15 protein-coding genes and 1 pseudogene are annotated in these 17,611 nt (G+C 33.9%); 11 read left to right on the top strand and 5 right to left on the bottom strand.

Translation table 11 applies throughout. The annotated features are described in order from the left end of the window. Positions 1–110: 110 nt before the first annotated feature. The 5 genes and pseudogenes from thrC to ACHRWY_RS27095 all read left to right on the top strand — a co-directional run bounded on the left by thrC (position 111) and on the right by ACHRWY_RS27095 (position 5,003). Positions 111–1,400, top strand: a complete 1,290-nt coding sequence (gene thrC, locus ACHRWY_RS27115; RefSeq protein ID WP_395359075.1) for a threonine synthase — start codon at positions 111–113, stop codon at positions 1,398–1,400. Positions 1,401–1,547: 147 nt separating this feature from the next. Beyond that, complete coding sequence (locus ACHRWY_RS27110) at positions 1,548–1,898, top strand: hypothetical protein (protein WP_395359073.1); 351 nt, start codon at positions 1,548–1,550, stop codon at positions 1,896–1,898. A 178-nt stretch (positions 1,899–2,076) separates the two neighbouring features. Then, the gene (locus tag ACHRWY_RS27105; protein ID WP_395359071.1) at positions 2,077–2,334 is read left to right on the top strand and encodes a hypothetical protein; all 258 of its coding nucleotides are present in this window, start codon (positions 2,077–2,079) and stop codon (positions 2,332–2,334) included. A 161-nt stretch (positions 2,335–2,495) separates the two neighbouring features. Continuing rightward, positions 2,496–2,732 (top strand): annotated as a pseudogene (locus tag ACHRWY_RS27100) (threonine synthase); the annotation flags it as partial. A gap of 156 nt (positions 2,733–2,888) precedes the next feature. Continuing rightward, positions 2,889–5,003, top strand: coding sequence for a hypothetical protein (locus tag ACHRWY_RS27095; RefSeq protein ID WP_395359069.1), 2,115 nt, complete (start codon positions 2,889–2,891; stop codon positions 5,001–5,003). Positions 5,004–5,128: 125 nt separating this feature from the next. Here ACHRWY_RS27095 and ACHRWY_RS27090 read toward each other — a convergent pair whose 3' ends face one another. Beyond that, positions 5,129–5,518 (bottom strand): helix-turn-helix domain-containing protein, encoded by a 390-nt coding sequence (locus ACHRWY_RS27090; RefSeq protein ID WP_395359067.1) that lies wholly within the window; start codon positions 5,516–5,518, stop codon positions 5,129–5,131. Between the two features lie 292 nt (positions 5,519–5,810). Between ACHRWY_RS27090 and ACHRWY_RS27085 the strand changes: the two genes are divergently transcribed. The 3 genes from ACHRWY_RS27085 (at position 5,811) to ACHRWY_RS27075 (ending at position 8,632) form a co-directional block, all read left to right on the top strand. Beyond that, a complete protein-coding gene (locus ACHRWY_RS27085; RefSeq protein ID WP_395359065.1) occupies positions 5,811–7,343 on the top strand; it encodes a S10 family peptidase in 1,533 nt (510 codons plus the stop codon). 47 nt (positions 7,344–7,390) lie between these two features. Then, positions 7,391–7,897 (top strand): GNAT family N-acetyltransferase, encoded by a 507-nt coding sequence (locus tag ACHRWY_RS27080; RefSeq protein ID WP_395359063.1) that lies wholly within the window; start codon positions 7,391–7,393, stop codon positions 7,895–7,897. A 186-nt stretch (positions 7,898–8,083) separates the two neighbouring features. Further along, complete coding sequence (locus ACHRWY_RS27075) at positions 8,084–8,632, top strand: HutD family protein (protein WP_395359061.1); 549 nt, start codon at positions 8,084–8,086, stop codon at positions 8,630–8,632. Positions 8,633–8,881: 249 nt separating this feature from the next. On the opposite strand, the gene ACHRWY_RS27070 is transcribed toward ACHRWY_RS27075, so the two are convergent. Then, the gene (locus ACHRWY_RS27070) at positions 8,882–9,451 is read right to left on the bottom strand and encodes a Crp/Fnr family transcriptional regulator (protein WP_395359059.1); all 570 of its coding nucleotides are present in this window, start codon (positions 9,449–9,451) and stop codon (positions 8,882–8,884) included. Between the two features lie 227 nt (positions 9,452–9,678). Here ACHRWY_RS27070 and ACHRWY_RS27065 point away from each other — a divergent pair, with 227 nt between their 5' ends. Further along, the gene (locus ACHRWY_RS27065; RefSeq protein WP_395359057.1) at positions 9,679–10,794 is read left to right on the top strand and encodes a polysaccharide lyase family 1 protein; all 1,116 of its coding nucleotides are present in this window, start codon (positions 9,679–9,681) and stop codon (positions 10,792–10,794) included. A gap of 312 nt (positions 10,795–11,106) precedes the next feature. Here the strand turns inward: ACHRWY_RS27065 and ACHRWY_RS27060 are convergent, their stop codons facing one another. The 3 genes from ACHRWY_RS27060 to ACHRWY_RS27050 all read right to left on the bottom strand — a co-directional run bounded on the left by ACHRWY_RS27060 (position 11,107) and on the right by ACHRWY_RS27050 (position 13,528). Continuing rightward, entirely contained in the window at positions 11,107–11,490 is a 384-nt protein-coding gene (locus tag ACHRWY_RS27060) for a DUF3037 domain-containing protein (protein ID WP_395359056.1), read from the bottom strand. After that, a complete protein-coding gene (locus tag ACHRWY_RS27055; protein WP_395359054.1) occupies positions 11,480–12,262 on the bottom strand; it encodes a HipA family kinase in 783 nt (260 codons plus the stop codon). Before ACHRWY_RS27055 ends, ACHRWY_RS27060 begins: the two co-directional genes overlap by 11 nt. A 405-nt stretch (positions 12,263–12,667) precedes the next feature. Further along, a complete protein-coding gene (locus ACHRWY_RS27050; protein ID WP_395359052.1) occupies positions 12,668–13,528 on the bottom strand; it encodes an NAD(P)H-hydrate dehydratase in 861 nt (286 codons plus the stop codon). 645 nt (positions 13,529–14,173) lie between these two features. Between ACHRWY_RS27050 and gcvT the strand changes: the two genes are divergently transcribed. Together gcvT and ACHRWY_RS27040 are read left to right on the top strand one after the other, a co-directional pair. Then, positions 14,174–15,256, top strand: a complete 1,083-nt coding sequence (gene gcvT / locus ACHRWY_RS27045; RefSeq protein ID WP_395359050.1) for a glycine cleavage system aminomethyltransferase GcvT — start codon at positions 14,174–14,176, stop codon at positions 15,254–15,256. 198 nt (positions 15,257–15,454) lie between these two features. Beyond that, complete coding sequence (locus ACHRWY_RS27040) at positions 15,455–17,485, top strand: S41 family peptidase (RefSeq protein WP_395359048.1); 2,031 nt, start codon at positions 15,455–15,457, stop codon at positions 17,483–17,485. Positions 17,486–17,611: the final 126 nt, after the last annotated feature.

Here is a 17,611-nt window from a genome sequence, read left to right as displayed (position 1 = left end):
AAAAACCGAATAATAATTATTGAACTTTAAAAACCACAAAGCTTTGCGAACTCTGCGTTTTCAAAAGAAACTAATTCCTTGCGTCCTTTGCGGTTAAATAATAAAAAACCATGAAATACTACAGTTTAAACCATAATGCCCCGGAAGTTTCTTTTAAAGAAGCCGTAATACAAGGATTAGCGAGTGATAAAGGATTGTATTTTCCTCAAACCATTACGCCATTAAATCCTGCATTTTTTAATGTAATCGAAAATCTAAGCCATAACGATATCGCTTTTGATGTGATTCAGCAATTTGTGGGCGATGAAATTCCAGAGGACAATTTAAGAGAGATTATAAAAGAAACTTTATCTTTTGATTTTCCGGTTGTTGAAGTCGAAAAGGGAATTTATTCATTAGAATTATTCCATGGGCCTACAATGGCTTTTAAAGATGTTGGAGCACGATTTATGTCACGTTGTCTGGCGTATTTTAACAAAGACAAAAAAGACAGTAAAAACACCGTTTTGGTTGCCACTTCCGGAGATACCGGGGGTGCTGTTGCCAGCGGATTTCTTGGCGTTGACGGTGTTGATGTTGTGATTTTATATCCGTCAGGAAAAGTGAGCGATATTCAGGAAAAGCAATTGACGACTTTAGGCAAAAACATCAAAGCCCTTGAGGTTGACGGTGTTTTTGATGATTGCCAGGATATGGTCAAAAAAGCGTTTTTAGATGAAAGTTTAGCGCATAAAAACCTGACTTCGGCAAATTCTATCAATATTGCACGTTGGTTACCGCAAATGTTTTATTTTTTCTTTGCTTATAAAGCTTTGAAAAGCCAAAACAAACCATTGGTTTTCTCTTGCCCAAGCGGAAACTTCGGGAATATCTGCGCCGGAATTATGGCTAAGAAATTAGGTTTGCCAATTGAGCATTTCGTTGCGTCTACAAACGTAAACGATACTGTACCAAGATTCTTAGAAAGCGGACAATACGATCCAAAACCTTCTAAAGCAACAATCTCTAACGCCATGGATGTTGGAAACCCAAGTAACTTTATCAGGATTCAGGAATTATATAATAACGATTTAAAAGCTTTCGAAAAAGATTTCTCTTCTTATAGTTATACGGATGAAGAAACGCTTGAAGCTTTAAAAGATATTTACAGCAAAAATGGTTATATCGCAGAACCACACGGTGCTGTTGGTTATTTAGGTTTGAAAAAAGAATTACAAAAACATGAGAATGCGATTGGTGTTTTCTTAGAAACGGCACATCCTATTAAGTTTTTGGATGTTGTTGAGCCTGCTTTAGGGATTACACTTCCTATTCCGGAACAAATTGAAAGTGTTATTAATGAGGACAAAGTAAGCGTTAAGATTTCTAGTTATGAGGAATTGAAGGCGTTTTTGGGATAGCAAATTTATATTATAATAAACGGCTGAGATTTATTTCAGTCGTTTATTTGAAATTAACCTTACCATATTTATATTCCTGAACAATTTGAGCATAGGATGCAATTTCCATAATTTGAAATAAAATTTTAAAAATAAAGAAACGTCCTAATGAATTCAATAGAAGAGCTTAAGAAAGAATTAGAAAATAAAACTTTAACAGTTAAGTGGAAAGTTCTTTGTGATATTGGTCCTGACTGGATTGGAAGTAGTAGAAGCATAACTTTTTATTTAGATAAATTACAATTTGAAGATAGCGACTTTTGCAATTTCATGACTGATAAACTAATAGAAGTAATGGAAATTCCTTCAACAAATGAAGATCACGTAATAAAAGGGTTTGGAGTTTTTATTTTGGAAGATTCTGATTTAATCATTCAGTATGAAACAGAAGCTAATATACCCTATGATGATAAATTCAATTTTGAAAACGGTATAAAAACGTTCATGACAAACATATAATCATTGTAACCTGGTAAATCGTATGATCAAAATAGATTTATGGAATGAACTGAGAATAAATAAATCTTCGCTAAAAATAAAAATAGAGGAAGAAGGTATTTTGTTTTCTATAAATAAAAATAACCACAAGCTATATCTAAGTAGAATAATTGAGATTGCAGTTTATAAGAATGATCATATGTCTTTTGACACATTAATTCTAAGAATATCAACAGACAATGAGATTTACGAGATTCCGTACGAAATTGAATATTCGGAATACTTTAAAATTGACGAACATTTTGTTATTCCAAAATTTGATATTATATCAATAATTCCTGAGTTTAGAAATATTATTAATTTTCTTCAACGAAATCTACAAGAGATGAGTTTTCATTGGCTGGACGAATTAAGAATTATAGACAATAATAATATTGTAATAAATTTTAAAAGATAAATAAAGCCACAAAATATCTTCATTTAAACATAAAAAAGAGATACCCAAGCTATGCGAAGTATCAAGCGCTGTGCGAAGTCTCCCGACTTCGTACCCGTTCCAGTTATGCAATGTAAATGGAAAATAGTAATGTGTACGAAGTCGGGAGACTTCGCACAGCAGGGGCTGTGGATTATTTAGGTTTGAAAAAAGAACTTCAAAAACACGAGAATGCGATTGGTGTTTTCTTAGAAACGGCGCATCCTATTAAATTTATGGATGTTGTTGAGCCTGCTTTAGGGATTACACTTCCTATTCCGGAACAAATTGAAAGTGTTATTAATGAGGATAAAGTAAGCGTTAAGATTGGGACTTATGAGGAGTTGAAGGTGTTTTTGAGGTATATTTCTCACATTTAGTTTCGTGTAATTTGTTTTTTTTTAGATAATAATTTAACTAAAAAAATACACTTTATTTAAAAATATCAACATATAAATGTTCATAATTTAAATCTATTTTCTCAGCTAAAGATAATTTAAATTTTTATGTTTGAATTATTACAATAATAAAACGCAATGGTAGAAAATAAAGCAATTACTTATAGTCTTTTAGCACATATCAGAAATTCAGGAGCTTTGATGAATGGTCCTGTTGATGTTTTTGTACCTCTTATTAAAAGAGCACTGCATAAATTAAACGCTAAAGGCATTTTTAAAGGAGAATCATTAATGGAAATTCAATGCGAAGCACAAAAGCTTTATTCAATTGATTTTCCACTTCCTGTCTTAAAAACTATATGTGTACAAATTGCAAATGAAATTAATACTATTGAAGAACATAAATTTACAGTAAATAATGATAATTCATTTATGTTAAACTCATTTTATTTCGAGGATTTTGAATACAAAATTCAGGAAATAAAACGAGAAACAATCAGTTTAGAGAAAATTTTTGAAGACTTTTGCAAAATTCATAACCTAGAAAGAAAAGATAATACCTCTATTTTCAATTTTATTGATAAAAATAAGCTTTCAATTTCTAGGTATCTATCGAATGAAGTTGCACCAAATGGATATGATTATAGTATTGAAGCTCATTTTGTCGATTTTTTTAAAAAAGTACCTAAAGTTTTTGATATAGTTAGACGAATATATTTAGGATCTATTATCTCTAGTTTTCTTGAATATAAAACCGAAAATTTGAAACTAGAAATTGAACTGCTCTTTGATACAAATTTTATAATAAGTCTTATTGATTTAAATACCCCTGAATCAACAAATACATGCAAAAAACTGATTGAGGTTGGAAAAAATCTTCAATTCAAGTTTACAATTTTAAACGAAACAGTAGAAGAAATTAGATTTCTAATTCGTAAAAAGGCAGAAACATTAGACAATTCATTTTTATCACGAAGAGTTAATCCTGAAGACATTTATAACGCATGTGAAAGGAGGAATCTAAAATCTAATGATCTCGAAAGAATTGCTGACAATCTAGATGAGACAATAGAATCTTTTGGTATTTCCATTAACATTTATACTGATGCACTAAAGGCGAAAGCAAATAAAAGTCAAGAACTTGAAAATTTTAAAAAAATTAGATCATCTAACATCAGTGCCTTACATGATACAATTGCAATTCTTTATGTAAAAGAAAAAAGAACGAAAAAAATTAGAGAATTCGAAAAAGTAAATTGCTGGCTTGTAAATAATTCAACTTCCCATGAAATATATGATATTCGTGAAGAACAAAAAACAACATTTGAGTATCAAAAGGAAACAATTAAAGTAGATGAATTACTTAACATTTTATGGCTAAGTCAACCAAGAATAAATTCAAGTCTAGATAACGATGACCTCATAGAGATTGGATTATCTTCTATTGTCGCATATACATTAAATGAATCATTACCTAAAGCAAACATTATTAGGGATCTAGAAAAAAACATCCAGAAATATAGAGGCGAAAATATTTCTGATAGAGATATCTTAAATATATCAACCAGAATTGCCAATAAACAAATAAAGAATGTTTCAGAACTTAACAAACTAGCTGACACCGACACAGCCGAATTCGTTTCAAAACTTAAAGTTCAAGCAGAAATACAACAAAAATTTGAAGACGAAAGAGTAGAAAAATTTGAAGAATTATTCAAAAAATTTGAATCGCAATTATCTGGTCTACAAAAGGCCAGATCTAAAAATACACATAAAGAGGAGCAATTAAAAGAAAAAGAACTTTTACTTGAACAATCAGTAGAAAAAATGAATCAAGAGTTTGAGCATGACAAATCATTGATTGATAATTTAAGTGAAGCGCTTAAAACTGAAAGAAATGAAAAGCTTCAACTATTGGATCAATTAAAAAATGAAAAAAAAGAAAAATATCTCCAACAGCAAGTTAAGAAATGGAGAAGAAAATCATGGATTCAATGCTCAATTCTTCTAATACTATTTATTTGCTCGATTTTATACGTTTTCAATCTTGCCAATTGGGAAATTGACAAAACAAATGAAATTTTAACAAAATATAAATCAAATCTTTTAATTTCAGGATTGTTTTCATTGTCCACATTTGTATTTACTTTTTATTTTGCAAAAAATCTTCGTGATAAGTATTCTAATCATTCCAATATTAAAGCATTTCGGGATTTAGTTAAAATTCCACATGATCTATCTGATAAGTTTTAATAAGTTTTTTTGAAAATTAAAAACTTATTAAAACTCAATAAAAAGAGTTTATCACTTAAGAAAATCAAGAATAAAAAAAGAGATCTTATAGATCTCTTTTTTTATTTAATATATGTTTAAAAACATTATTTCCCGTTCAATAATTTCTCTAAATATTCAACTTTATCTTTTTCAGCCTGCACCAAACGTTCATAAAGTTCAACTACTTTATCTAAAGGATTAAAATTGCAATTGTAATTACCTGTCGTAATACTTCCGTGATCTTGAAAAGTATTTCCAATAATATTAAAAACTGCTTCCTCTGAAAAGTTTTTAATCGCTTCAACAGAAACCTCAAGAGCTTTTGCTATCTCAATTAGTCTTTGTTCGTCTACAGTTTCGCTGTTTTCAATAGCCGAAATGGTCTGCTGACTTGTCCCTAAAGCATATGCCAGTGCTTCCTGTTTCATATCTTTAAGCTCTCTGATACGGCTTATATTTCTGCCGATATGTTTTGGTTTTATTGCTGTACTCATAATTCAAAGATATTTAAAATTCTTAAACGAAAATAAATTTAGGTAAAAAACAAACTGTTTTTGTAAGATACTCTTTTCATAATTATATAAACTGACAAATTGGGCTTTAGCCAAAACGGAAGGTTATTCAATAGAAAATCAAAAACTTCCTTACTAAACACTTTCATAAAATATCCTGGTCTTCTTAAAGACTAAAATCATCACTTACTATTTTTTTATATCTTTAAAAACTCTAATTCTAGTCAACTGTTTAGAACATCAAAATACCCAATAATAACATACCCATACTTCTATGAAAAAAACTTTAATTTCATTCCTTTTAGTTGGATTTTTTACTTCATACGCGCAGGAGTCAAAACCAAAAGCAGCCGATAAACCGCCGGTTGCAAAAGAAGAAAGCTCTACTGCTAATCTTACTTTCAATCCGGATTCTCAGGTTATCACAAATCACACCACTACAATAAAAGGACAAAAAATTCCTTATAAAGCAACAACCGGCACGATGCCTGTCTGGGACGAAGACGGAAAAGCAATTGCCGGATTATTCTATACGTATTATGAGCGCTCTGATGTAAAAGATCGGGATTCACGTCCTTTAGTTATTTCATTTAATGGTGGTCCGGGTTCTGCTTCGGTTTGGATGGAGATTGCTTATACGGGACCAAGTTTGTTAAATATTGATGATGAAGGATACCCTGTACAGCCTTACGGAATAAAGGAAAATCCTTATTCTATTTTAGATGTTGCTGATATCGTTTTTGTAAATCCTGTCAACACAGCTTATTCAAGACCTACAAGCAAAGAAATTCCTACTACAAAGTTCTTCGGCGTAAATGCCGACATCAAATACTTAGCCGATTGGATCAATGGTTTTGTAACCCGCTCTAATCGTTGGGCTTCACCTAAATACCTGATAGGAGAAAGTTATGGTACAACGCGTGTTTCGGGATTAGCGCTTCAATTACAAAACAATCAATGGATGTATCTAAACGGAGTGATTTTGGTATCCCCTACTGATTTAGGGATAACCCGTGGCGTTGTTTCTAACGCTGCCCTTAAACTACCTTATTTTGCAGCTACTGCCTGGTATCACAAAATGCTTAGTCCTGATCTTCAAAACAAAGATTTAACTGCTATGTTACCCGAGGTTGAAGATTTTACTATCAACGAACTTCTTCCTGCATTAAGTAAAGGAGGATCTTTGGAAGAACAAAAAAGAAAAGAAATTGCCTCTAAAATGGCACATTATTCTGGTATTTCTGAGAAAGTGATCCTGCAAAATAATTTAGACGTTCCGTATGATTATTTTTGGAAAGAACTGTTGAGAGATAAAGGTTATACAATAGGAAGACTTGATTCAAGATACAAAGGAATTGACCGTAAGGATTCTGGTGAAAGTCCGGATTTTAATGCCGAACTTACGTCTTGGCTACATTCCTTTACGCCTGCCATCAATATGTATGTTCGTAATAATCTTAATTACAAAACGGACTTTAAATACAATATGTTTGGTTCTGTACATCCTTGGGACAGATCTAATGATAAAACCGGGGAAAACCTGAGACAAGCCATGGCTCAAAATCCATATTTACATGTCATGGTGCAATCAGGATATTATGATGGTGCCTGTGACTATTTTAATTCTAAATACAATTTATGGCAAATGGATACAAGCGGAAAACTAACCGATCGAATGTCATGGAAAGGCTACAGAAGCGGTCATATGATGTATTTAAGAAAAGCTGACTTAGAAGCTGCAAATGAAGACATCAGAACATTCATAAAGCAATCATTGCCTAAAGCTGGCGAACCTGCAAAATATTAAAGCTAATTTCTAATTTTAAAGAAGCTAAATTACAATTACTATAATTCATGATCACAAAAGCAGCATTACAAGACATTCCATCATTAAACATATTAATAAACTCAGCCTACAGAGGCGAAACTTCTAAAAAAGGCTGGACTACAGAAGCTCATTTATTAGAAGGAAAAAGAACAACCGAAGAAGAATTAACAGCAATCATTTTAGATCCTAAAAATACATTCCTGAAGTTTACTGAGAACGGCCAAATTATTGGTTCGGTTTTATTGGTCGAGAAAGAACATCAATTGTATGTGGGGATGTTAACTGTTTCTCCTGAATTACAAAATAGCGGTATCGGAAAAAAGATGTTGGCAGAAGCTGAGGTTCATGCTAAAACTTTGGGATTGTCTACGCTTAGTATGACCGTTGTTTCGGTTCGTGCAGAACTTATTGCCTGGTACAAACGTCACGGCTATGTGGATACAGGCGAAAGGGAACCTTTTCCTTCAAGTGATATTCATATTAATATTTCTGATAAGCCTTTAGAGTTTATTCATCTGGAAAAAAGGCTTTGAGAGTTTAACCGCTAAGGCCGCAAGGGTTTACGCCAGGTTCGCTAAGATTTTTATAGCCTGACTTTTATAATCTCGCAAAGTCGCAGAGACGCAAGGTTTTTTTACCATATAAGTGATATAAGCTCATTTAAAAACAGGGTTAAAGATATATTTGGAAACTTGAAATCTTATTAAAATATTCAATAAATGAACATAATTCTTTTGCCTAAAAAAGATAGCAAAGCCTCTATTTGGAGTGGCGGATTGACGTATGAATATATGATCTATCCCAAAACAGCAAACTATACTAATAGAGATTTTGTATTCAGGATAAGCAGTGCTACAATAGAGGAAGTTCCTTCAGAATTTACCCGATTTAAAAGCTATTACCGATACCTGGTTATGCTTGATAACTCCCTGCATATTGAGGTAAATAAAGAAAACAAAATATATGAGAAATATGAAATCATGGAATTTAATTCGGATGATGAAGTGACTTCTTATACAAAAGGCATTGATTTCAATTGGATGGTTTCTGAAAAAACAGGCCATCACAAACTGAAAATAGCGAATAGCCACCAAAATTATAATGCTGAAATAATAATTATATTTTCTTTACAGACAACAGTTACTAAAATTAATGAGAAGCCCTACTATCTGGAACCTTATGATTTATTAGTCATTGAAAATCAAAAAAAGGAAAATATAAAGCTTCATTGTTCTAATGAATGCCTCGCTGGAATATTGGATTTTTAAAATTTAGTTTTATTGGTTTCGGGTTTCATGTTTCATGTTTCATGTTTAACCGCAAAGGCCGCAAGGGTTTACGCCAGGTTCGCTAAGTTTTTATGTAATATTTTTTTAATCGCGTAAAGACGCAGAGGCGCAAAGTTTTATTTTTCTTTGCGACTTCGCGCGATTTTTTTCAATAATAAGTTAGACGCACTGCTGTGCGCCTCTACGGAAAACCTTTGAACCTTTGTTGCTGTGTACCTTTGAACCTTTTTAAACCCTTTTTTTAATCTTCGACAAAAACTCGTGCGAGACACCGAGATAGGAAGATAAATTTCTGTTGTTGATTTTATCAACTTTGTGCGGGTACTTTTCGATAAACTCCAGATACCTTTGCTTGGAGGTTTTGTTTAACACATCTATAAGCCGTTGTTGAATAGCGATGTTGGCTTTTTCGACCATGATGATATGAAACTGTATTAGTTTAGGCACTTGTTCGAATAAGATAGCTTTGTTTGTTTTACTAATGACTAAAATCTCGCTGTCTTCAATTGCCTTGATGTTGTAGGTTGTAGGCTTTTGATGATAGAAACTTTCGAGATCACACATCCATTCGTTTTCGAAAGAAAAGAAAATGACGCTTTCGGTGCCATTGTCATTCAAAATGTAGGTTTTGAAAGCACCTTTTAAAATAAAGCCTTCATAAGAACTGTTTGAATCCTGAACTTGCAGGTATTCATTTTTCTTGAGCTTAATAAACTCTGTTTTTTCAACGACAAATTTCCATTCTTCATCTGTTAACGGAATTTTGCGTTCGATACTTAATCTGAGGGGTTTGTACATGTGTTTTTACTTTTATTCTTACTTGGGGCGTAAGTTTTGAATGAATTAAAAAAAATGTAATCGATTACGTAAAAGTAGCCTTTTTATACATTTTTGTAAATTAACAACTGTTAAAAAAACACTTTTGATCAATTTATTTTCAAAATATTGAACTTGTTCAACTTTTTACAGAATATTTATAATCAGTTTTGCATTGTTAAATTAATATAAACCCCCAATTTATTATTATGAAATTAAAATCCACATTGTCAGTGTTCCTACTAACACTGGTATTCGGTTTTACAGCTTGTAACACCGAAGAAATTGCTACTCCAAACAATGAGAGTGCTATTATTGAAACTATTACTCCTGCTTCTGGCAGTTTAACTGCAAAAGTTGGAAATTGTGCTGCAGTTCCAGGATGGGCTTCACAAAACGGAGGTACAACCGGAGGAGGAAGTGCTGCTGAAACAACTGTTACTACCTATGCTCAGTTGAAATCTGCAATTGAAAACAGCGCCGTAAAAGTGATCAAAGTTAGCGGTACTATTACGGTAACTACAAGATTGTCATTTCAGGACCAAACCGGTAAAACGATTTATGGTGCAAGCGGTGCCAAATTGGTTTCGACTAACCAAACCAAAGATGCGTCTGGTATTATCAACATCAAAAGATGTAAAAACATCATCATTAGAAATCTTATTTTTGAAGGACCTGGTGCTTATGACACTGATGGCTGGGACAATGCTATTCTGGACGAATGTACAAACGTATGGGTTGACCACTGTGAATTTAGAGATGGTGTTGACGGAAACTTTGACATCAAAAATAAATCTGATTATATTTCAGTTACTTATTCTAAATTCCATTACCTGAAACCACCAAAAGCAGGAGGTTCCGGAGGTTCTGATGACCACAGATATTCTAACCTGATTGGTTCAAGCGATGGTGCTACAGGTGATCGTGGAAAATTGAGAATTACTTTTGCCCGTTGCTGGTGGGCTCCCGGATGTAAAGAAAGAATGCCAAGAGTTCGTTTTGGAAAAGTACATATTATCAACAGTTACTTTAATAGTACAGTAAGTAACAAATGTATTGCCGCCGGTTTTGAAGCTGATATTAAAGTAGAAAATAATGTTTTTGAAGGAGTAAAAACACCTATCGATTTAATGACGGGTTACACAGCTGTTACAGCAGTTGGTAACGTATTTACAAATACGAGCGGAAATACTGCAGGAAGTAAAACTTCTTTTACTCCTCCGTATTCCATCGTAACACTTGCTGCTTCAGCGGTTAAAGCTGATATTACTGGCGGAGCCGGAGCTGGTGCAACTTTGGGTGGAAATGTTTGCGGTTCTTTTTAATTGACAAACATCTTTAAAATTCCATAATTTCAAATTATTTGCCTGAAAACTATAGTTTTGAAAAGAACGAGAGTTAGTTTAGTTGAAAACCACGGATTACAGTTTAATGTAATTCGTGGTTTTTTCTTTTTTTTTAACCGCAAGGTGCGCAAGGATTTACGCAATGCCCGCTAAGTTTTTTTTAGCTTGTGTGGGATTTTGCGCGCAAAGACGCAAATTCATAAAGCTTTGACAGATAAAAAAACTTAGCACCTCAGCAACTTTAAAAAAACCTCTGAACCTTTGTTGCTTTGAACCTCTGAACCTTTTTTTCTAAAGAACCAGTTCTTCAAACAAACGCTGAATGGTTTTTTCTAAATCTTCAGATAAACCTGTATGCGGTCTTGAAGTCTGAATGGCTGAACTTCGAATGGCTGTTAACCAGCGAAAACGTTCCGGAATATCCATTTCGCCAATGGGACCGCCATCTTTGGCCCCGTTTGTGATTTTTTCTAATGCGGTTATATTACAATGCAATTGCTCAAGGTCAAAATCATTGGACAGCGCTTCGATTTTAGCATCGTTTATGTGGTATAAAACTTTTATAAATTTGGCTTTTTTACAAAACATAATGATTCCGATATTCAGGAATTCTTCACGCTCCACTCTGGGCACCACGCGAATTACGGCATACTCATATAAGTGACTATCTTGCATTTTGGGCTTGGTTTACAAAGATTTCGGAATGATTTAATCTGGTTTGCAAAAACTGTAAATAAACGTTTCGCAAGGCTTCTGGTGTTTCATCGGTATCTTCCCAATCCAGCCATTCAAGCGGAATTGTATGAACAATTTCTTCCAGAATTTCATTAGTCAAAATCGCTTTAAATTCCGCATCAACTTCTTTTAAAAGTGAGGCTTGCGGCAATAAAACGTGATCTTTTATCAATGCAAAAGGACTTTTGGCGTGTTGCTCCCAATTGTTCCAGGAATGATGAAAATACAAACACGCTCCGTGATCAATAAGCCATAACTCTTTATGCCAAATTAGCATATTGGTATTTCTAAACGTACGATCGACATTGGTAATATAGGCGTCTAACCAGACTATTTGCGAAGCTAGTTTTGCGTCAACTGTTGTTACAACGGGATCAAAGGTTATGGCTCCGGATAAAAAATGCAGCGCCAGATTTAAGCCCTGACTCCCTTGCAGTAAATCCTGAATTTCTTCGTCACCTTCACTTCTTCCAAAGGCTTCATCAAGATTGGCGAAAACCAGTTCGGGTAGTTGTAGTTTTAAGGCTTTTGCAATTTGTCCGCCCACTAATTCGGCTATTAGAGCTTTTACGCCATGACCGGCCCCTCTGAATTTTAGTACGTATTTAAAATCGTCATCGGCTTCTGCCAAAGCGGGTAAAGAACCGCCTTCGCGCAAAGGTGTTATGTATCGTGTAACGTTTACCGTTCTGAGATCGAAATTGTTTTTCATAAGCAGTATTTACTGAAATACAAACTTACTAATTTAGATTGTTAGATTTTTAGACTTATTAGATTTCTTAGATTTGCTTCTTTAACCGCTAAGAGCAAAACTTTATGCGAAAAATGTATGCGGATGAAACGTCCCGAGGCTTCGGGAGCTAAAGCGAAAACGCGGAAAAAGGCGGATTTTTTATTTTTATCTGTGATATTTTGATCAAAAGTTTATGATAAAAAATTCCAATTGAAAAATTCCAAATTCCAATTGTCGTCATTTTTGTCATCCTGAGCGATCCCGAGGCTTCGAGAGAAGGCGTAGCAATTGAAACGTGGGCTTCGACTTCGCTCAGCCTGACATTAGATGCTTAATAAAATCATTAAAATTAAGAGCTAAAGTCTCAATTATCTCATTGGCAAATTATCTCATTGGCACATTTTCTATCTCCAAAAACGCCTTTCCTAAGTTCTCAATAATATCAGAAGCAATAAACGACTGATAACCGGTTTGTGGCAAAGCCATATCAGCGGTTAGACCATGAAGATAAACGCCAAGTTTTACAGCGTATCTGGGTTCGTAACCCTGCGCTATAAAACTGGTTATGATTCCGGTTAGCGTGTCGCCGCTTCCTGCGGTGGCTAATGCAGCATTTCCGGTCGTATTTTCATAGATTTCGGTTTTGTTGATAATGTAGGTTGGTGCACCTTTCATGACGATAATTACTTTATATTTTTCAGAAAAAGCGATTGTTTTCTGAAATTTTTCAGATTCAGAATTCCATTTGCCTATTAAGCGTTCGAGTTCTTTAGGATGTGGTGTAAGAACCGTATTTTCAGGGACTAATTCCAGCCAGGATTGATTTTCTGATAAGATGTTCAGTGCATCGGCATCGAGAACTAATGGGACTTTATTGATTCTTAAAAATTCGAATAATGCTTTTTGTGTACCTAGCTCCTTCCCTATCCCGGGGCCGATTCCGATTGCTTGTGCTTGTACTGGAAAATGAATATGGGTAATGAAATTCGCATTTTCATCGGTAACAACCATCACTTCAGGAATGGAGATTTGCAGAATCTGATAGCCGCATTTTGGCGTAAAAGTCGTTACGAGTCCGCAGCCCGATTTTAAACAGGATCTTGAGGATAAAACCGCAGCCCCTATTTTACCATAACTTCCGGCAATAATCACGGCATGCCCCTGAAGTCCTTTGTGTGTATGAGGATTTACGGGTTTGTAGAATTTTAGAATTTCTTCTTTGGTGATTAAAAGCGGATCTTTCATTTGGGTTTGTTTTGTCTAATTGTTTATTTTTTTAATCCCCTTTGGGTTCAGGCTGATGCTTATTTATAACACGGATGAAACGGATTTACTTCGAAAAAACGCGGATAAAAAGAGATTTTTAATTCGCTGTCGTCTCTATCTTTTGTCGTCTTTAATAATAAATTAATACATCGCGTATATTTTTTTAAACACATAGAAACATAGAATGATTGAATTCAAAAAAGGCGTTTCACTTGCATTAATACACATAGCTATGAGTGAGAAACTAGTTTCTTTTGATTTACTTTTTCAAAATCATAAAAGTTATGTTTCTATGTGTTTAATTAATTTTTTATTCATTACACCCACGGATTGAATTAGGTTATTAAAGTTACATAAAAAAGGAAAAGGAAATTGTTTCTTGTTACCGGAATTTCATAGCCCGGATTGTAGTGGAAAGCCCGGAGTAAAAAAAGCAAAAATTTCTTGTTCTAAAAAAGCGACCAGCGGAAGCTCTTTTTAGAACATTAGAAATTTTGCTTTTTTTATGAGGACTTGTAACGAAAAGCGGGAATTGCTCCTAATCATTGCGAAATTTATAATTTAGACTATCATTTTTAGATATTTTTTGAATAAATTTGCCACACAATCTTATAAAACAACACAATGAAAAATACTGCGCTTACGCACATACATGAGAGTTTGGGAGCGAAAATGCTGCCTTTTGCCGGTTATAACATGCCTATTACTTACGAAGGCGTAAATGCTGAACACGAAACAGTTCGTACTAGTGTGGGCGTCTTTGACGTTTCGCATATGGGGGAATTTTTGTTAACGGGTCCAAATGCTTTGGCCCTGATCCAGAAAGTGACTTCAAATGATGCTTCGACTCTGACTATTGGAAGAGCACAGTATTCTTGTTTACCAAACAATGAAGGCGGAATCGTGGATGATTTGATTGTGTATAAAATGAAAGAAGAGCAGTATTTACTGGTTGTAAATGCTTCGAATATTGAAAAAGACTGGAACTGGATTTCATCTCATAACGATTTGGGTGTTGAAATGAAAAATCTTTCTGATGATTACTCCTTATTGGCCATTCAGGGACCAAAAGCAGTTGAAGCAATGCAGGCTTTATCATCTATCAATTTATCTGCAATACCTTATTATCATTTTGAAGTTGGTGATTTTGCAGGAATCGAAAATGTAATTATCTCGGCTACAGGATATACCGGTTCCGGAGGTTTTGAAATTTATTGCAAAAATAACGAAGCAGAACAAGTTTGGAACAAAGTTTTTGAAGCTGGTGCAGCTTTTGGCATTAAACCAATTGGTCTTGCTGCCCGTGATACTTTGCGTCTGGAAATGGGATTCTGTTTGTACGGAAACGATATTAATGATACGACTTCTCCGCTTGAAGCCGGATTAGGATGGATTACCAAATTCACAAAAGATTTTACTAATTCTGAAAGTTTAAAAAAACAAAAAGAAGCGGGTGTTACTAAAAAATTAGTGGCTTTTGAAATGCAGGAACGTGCGGTACCAAGGCATGATTACGAAATTGTTGATGCTCAGGGCGAGGTAATTGGTATTGTAACATCCGGAACTATGTCGCCTTCTATGAATAAAGGTATTGGTTTAGGATATGTTACGGTAAACAATAGTGCTGTTGACAGTGATATTTTTATCAGAATCAGAAAAAATGATGTTCCTGCAAAAGTGGTAAAACTGCCTTTTTACAAGAAATAGTTTTTAAATACAGATATTTAAAAATGCGTTACTTAAAAAGTAGCGCATTTTTTTTGCAATGAATTCAGGATCAGAGCGAAGTCATAACTGAATTTCTTACTAAAAACAAATTGTTCTGATGTAAGAAATTTTACAAAAAATGTAACTTTTTATCAAAAAATAAAATGTAATTTTAGGCTAAACGAAGATATTCGATTTATGAAAAAAATAGTACTCGTATTGATATTAGCTACAAATGCTCTATTTAGCCAAAATAGTAGCAGCACCTGCGAGATCGTCAATAAAATAAATGCACTTATTCAGGCAGAACATATTAGGCCAAAACCGGTAGACGATAGTTTATCGATTTTTGTTTTTGATAATCTTATAAATGAACTGGATCCTTCCAGAAATATATTTTTAAAAACAGAATATGACGAACTGGCCGATAAATATCGTACCAATCTCGACGATCTTATTCTTAGCGACCAATGCGACTTTTTAGCTGATATTACTGATAAATATAAAACCGGCCTTTTGAGAACCAAAGCCGTTCTTGAAAAGATCCAAAAAAATCCTATCGATTATAATAAAAATGATACCATCCGATTTTATAAAAAATCTTTTCCTTTTTATCTTAAAAAAGAAGATGTAGAAAAAGTATGGCTTAAAAAAATCCGTTATCAGATTCTGGATGAAATTGCTGAAACGAGCGATAATTTAGACTCTATTAAAACGAATTTTAAGTCTATCGAACTAAAATCAAAAAACTTAATTCTTTCTAATGAAATTTGCCGTATTAACACACTTTTAGAAACAAACCTCAAACAGGAAGAAAAGCTGTATAATTTCTTTTGTACTTATTTTGATCCGCATACAGCCTATTTTAGCGATGATTCTAAAACGAGTTTTGTAGCGTCGTTATCCAAAGAACATTTGTCTTTGGGCATGACCGTTAACCTGAACGAAAAAAATGAAATTATAATAGCCGAACTTGATCCAAATGGTCCGGCGTATCAAACAGGGCAAATCAAAAAAGGCGATCAGATTGTTTCGATCTCCAATCAAAAAGAAACCTTGCAGGTTTCATGTGCCTCTTTAGAATCTATTTCAACCATGATCTTATCAGAATCTAATAAAAATATCACCCTGACGCTAAAACGAAACTCAGGCAAAAGCTTTGATGTTTCTGTCGAAAAGCAGGTGATGAAGGATGAAGATAATTCTGTTTTTAGTTTCATTATCGGAAAAGACAGCAAAATTGGTTACATCAAAATTCCGAGTTTCTATGCTGACTTAGATGGAAATAGCCGAAAAGGCTGTGCCGATGATGTTGCCCGCGAAGTGATAAAACTGGAAAGGGATAACATCAAAGGACTTGTAATTGATTTAACTGACAACGGTGGAGGATCGATGGAAGAAGCGATTAAGTTAGCCGGAATGTTTATCGATTATGGGCCTCTTTCTATTGTTGTGGATAACAGAGAGACCAAGTCGGTTATTAATGATCCTTATAAAGGCTTGATTTATAAAGGGCCGATTGTTATTCTGGTCAATAGTAATACAGCTTCGGCCAGTGAGTTTTTCTCTTCTATACTACAAGATTACAATCGTGCCTTGTTAATAGGAAGCAATACACTTGGAAAAGCTACCATGCAAACGATTCTTTCGCTGGACGAAAGTAAAAATACCGATTTCCTAAAAATTACGATTAATAAATTTTACAGGGTTACCGGAAAAAGCCATCAATATATCGGAGTAAAACCGGATGTGGTTTTACCTGAATTCTATGAAGGTGTTTATCAAAAAGAAAGTGATTTTCCAACTGCCATTAAAAATGACAGTATTCAGCCGTTTTTAAAGTATAAACCGTATGTAAAAAGAAGCCTTATTGATAAACTGGCAAAAAACAGTACAACAAGATTGGCCGATAATTACTTTTTTAATAATATAAAAAAAATCAATGTAAAAATTGATCAACTGGTAAATACGCCTAAAGCAGAACTCCCAATGACTCTGGATGCTGTTTTTAAACAGAAAAAAACGGTAAATTCACTTTGGACTGAAATCAATACTTTTAATGATGAAAATAATCCGCTGGATGTTTATAATTCCAGTGTAAATCAATTTTTGCTGGGTGTTTATCCTAATGACAAAACGATAAATCAATACCAGATCGACAACTTAAAAACCAATCCGTACCTCAACGAAGCAGTGAATATTATTAATGAATTTAATGCCGCGAAATAGGGTTTCAGGTTTCAGGTTTCAGGTTTCAGGTTTCAGGTTTCAGGTTTCAGGTTTCAGGTTTCAGGTTTCAGGTTTCAGGTTTCAGGTTTCAGGTTTCAGGTTTCAGGTTTCAGGTTTCAGGTTTCA

The sequence above is a fragment of the Flavobacterium sp. FlaQc-48 genome, assembly GCF_044007335.1.
Lineage (GTDB): Bacteria > Bacteroidota > Bacteroidia > Flavobacteriales > Flavobacteriaceae > Flavobacterium.
The sequence above is the reverse complement of the archived record's forward strand: the minus strand, read 5'-3'. Positions and strand labels throughout refer to the sequence as shown.

Coding starts and splice junctions, on each gene's coding strand:
- thrC (WP_395359075.1), top strand. CDS start 111: ATGAAATACTACAGTTTAAACCATAATGCCCCGGAAGTTTCTTTTAAA.
- ACHRWY_RS27110 (WP_395359073.1), top strand. CDS start 1,548: ATGAATTCAATAGAAGAGCTTAAGAAAGAATTAGAAAATAAAACTTTA.
- ACHRWY_RS27105 (WP_395359071.1), top strand. CDS start 2,077: ATGTCTTTTGACACATTAATTCTAAGAATATCAACAGACAATGAGATT.
- ACHRWY_RS27095 (WP_395359069.1), top strand. CDS start 2,889: ATGGTAGAAAATAAAGCAATTACTTATAGTCTTTTAGCACATATCAGA.
- ACHRWY_RS27090 (WP_395359067.1), bottom strand. CDS start 5,518: ATGAGTACAGCAATAAAACCAAAACATATCGGCAGAAATATAAGCCGT.
- ACHRWY_RS27085 (WP_395359065.1), top strand. CDS start 5,811: ATGAAAAAAACTTTAATTTCATTCCTTTTAGTTGGATTTTTTACTTCA.
- ACHRWY_RS27080 (WP_395359063.1), top strand. CDS start 7,391: ATGATCACAAAAGCAGCATTACAAGACATTCCATCATTAAACATATTA.
- ACHRWY_RS27075 (WP_395359061.1), top strand. CDS start 8,084: ATGAACATAATTCTTTTGCCTAAAAAAGATAGCAAAGCCTCTATTTGG.
- ACHRWY_RS27070 (WP_395359059.1), bottom strand. CDS start 9,451: ATGTACAAACCCCTCAGATTAAGTATCGAACGCAAAATTCCGTTAACA.
- ACHRWY_RS27065 (WP_395359057.1), top strand. CDS start 9,679: ATGAAATTAAAATCCACATTGTCAGTGTTCCTACTAACACTGGTATTC.
- ACHRWY_RS27060 (WP_395359056.1), bottom strand. CDS start 11,490: ATGCAAGATAGTCACTTATATGAGTATGCCGTAATTCGCGTGGTGCCC.
- ACHRWY_RS27055 (WP_395359054.1), bottom strand. CDS start 12,262: ATGAAAAACAATTTCGATCTCAGAACGGTAAACGTTACACGATACATA.
- ACHRWY_RS27050 (WP_395359052.1), bottom strand. CDS start 13,528: ATGAAAGATCCGCTTTTAATCACCAAAGAAGAAATTCTAAAATTCTAC.
- gcvT (WP_395359050.1), top strand. CDS start 14,174: ATGAAAAATACTGCGCTTACGCACATACATGAGAGTTTGGGAGCGAAA.
- ACHRWY_RS27040 (WP_395359048.1), top strand. CDS start 15,455: ATGAAAAAAATAGTACTCGTATTGATATTAGCTACAAATGCTCTATTT.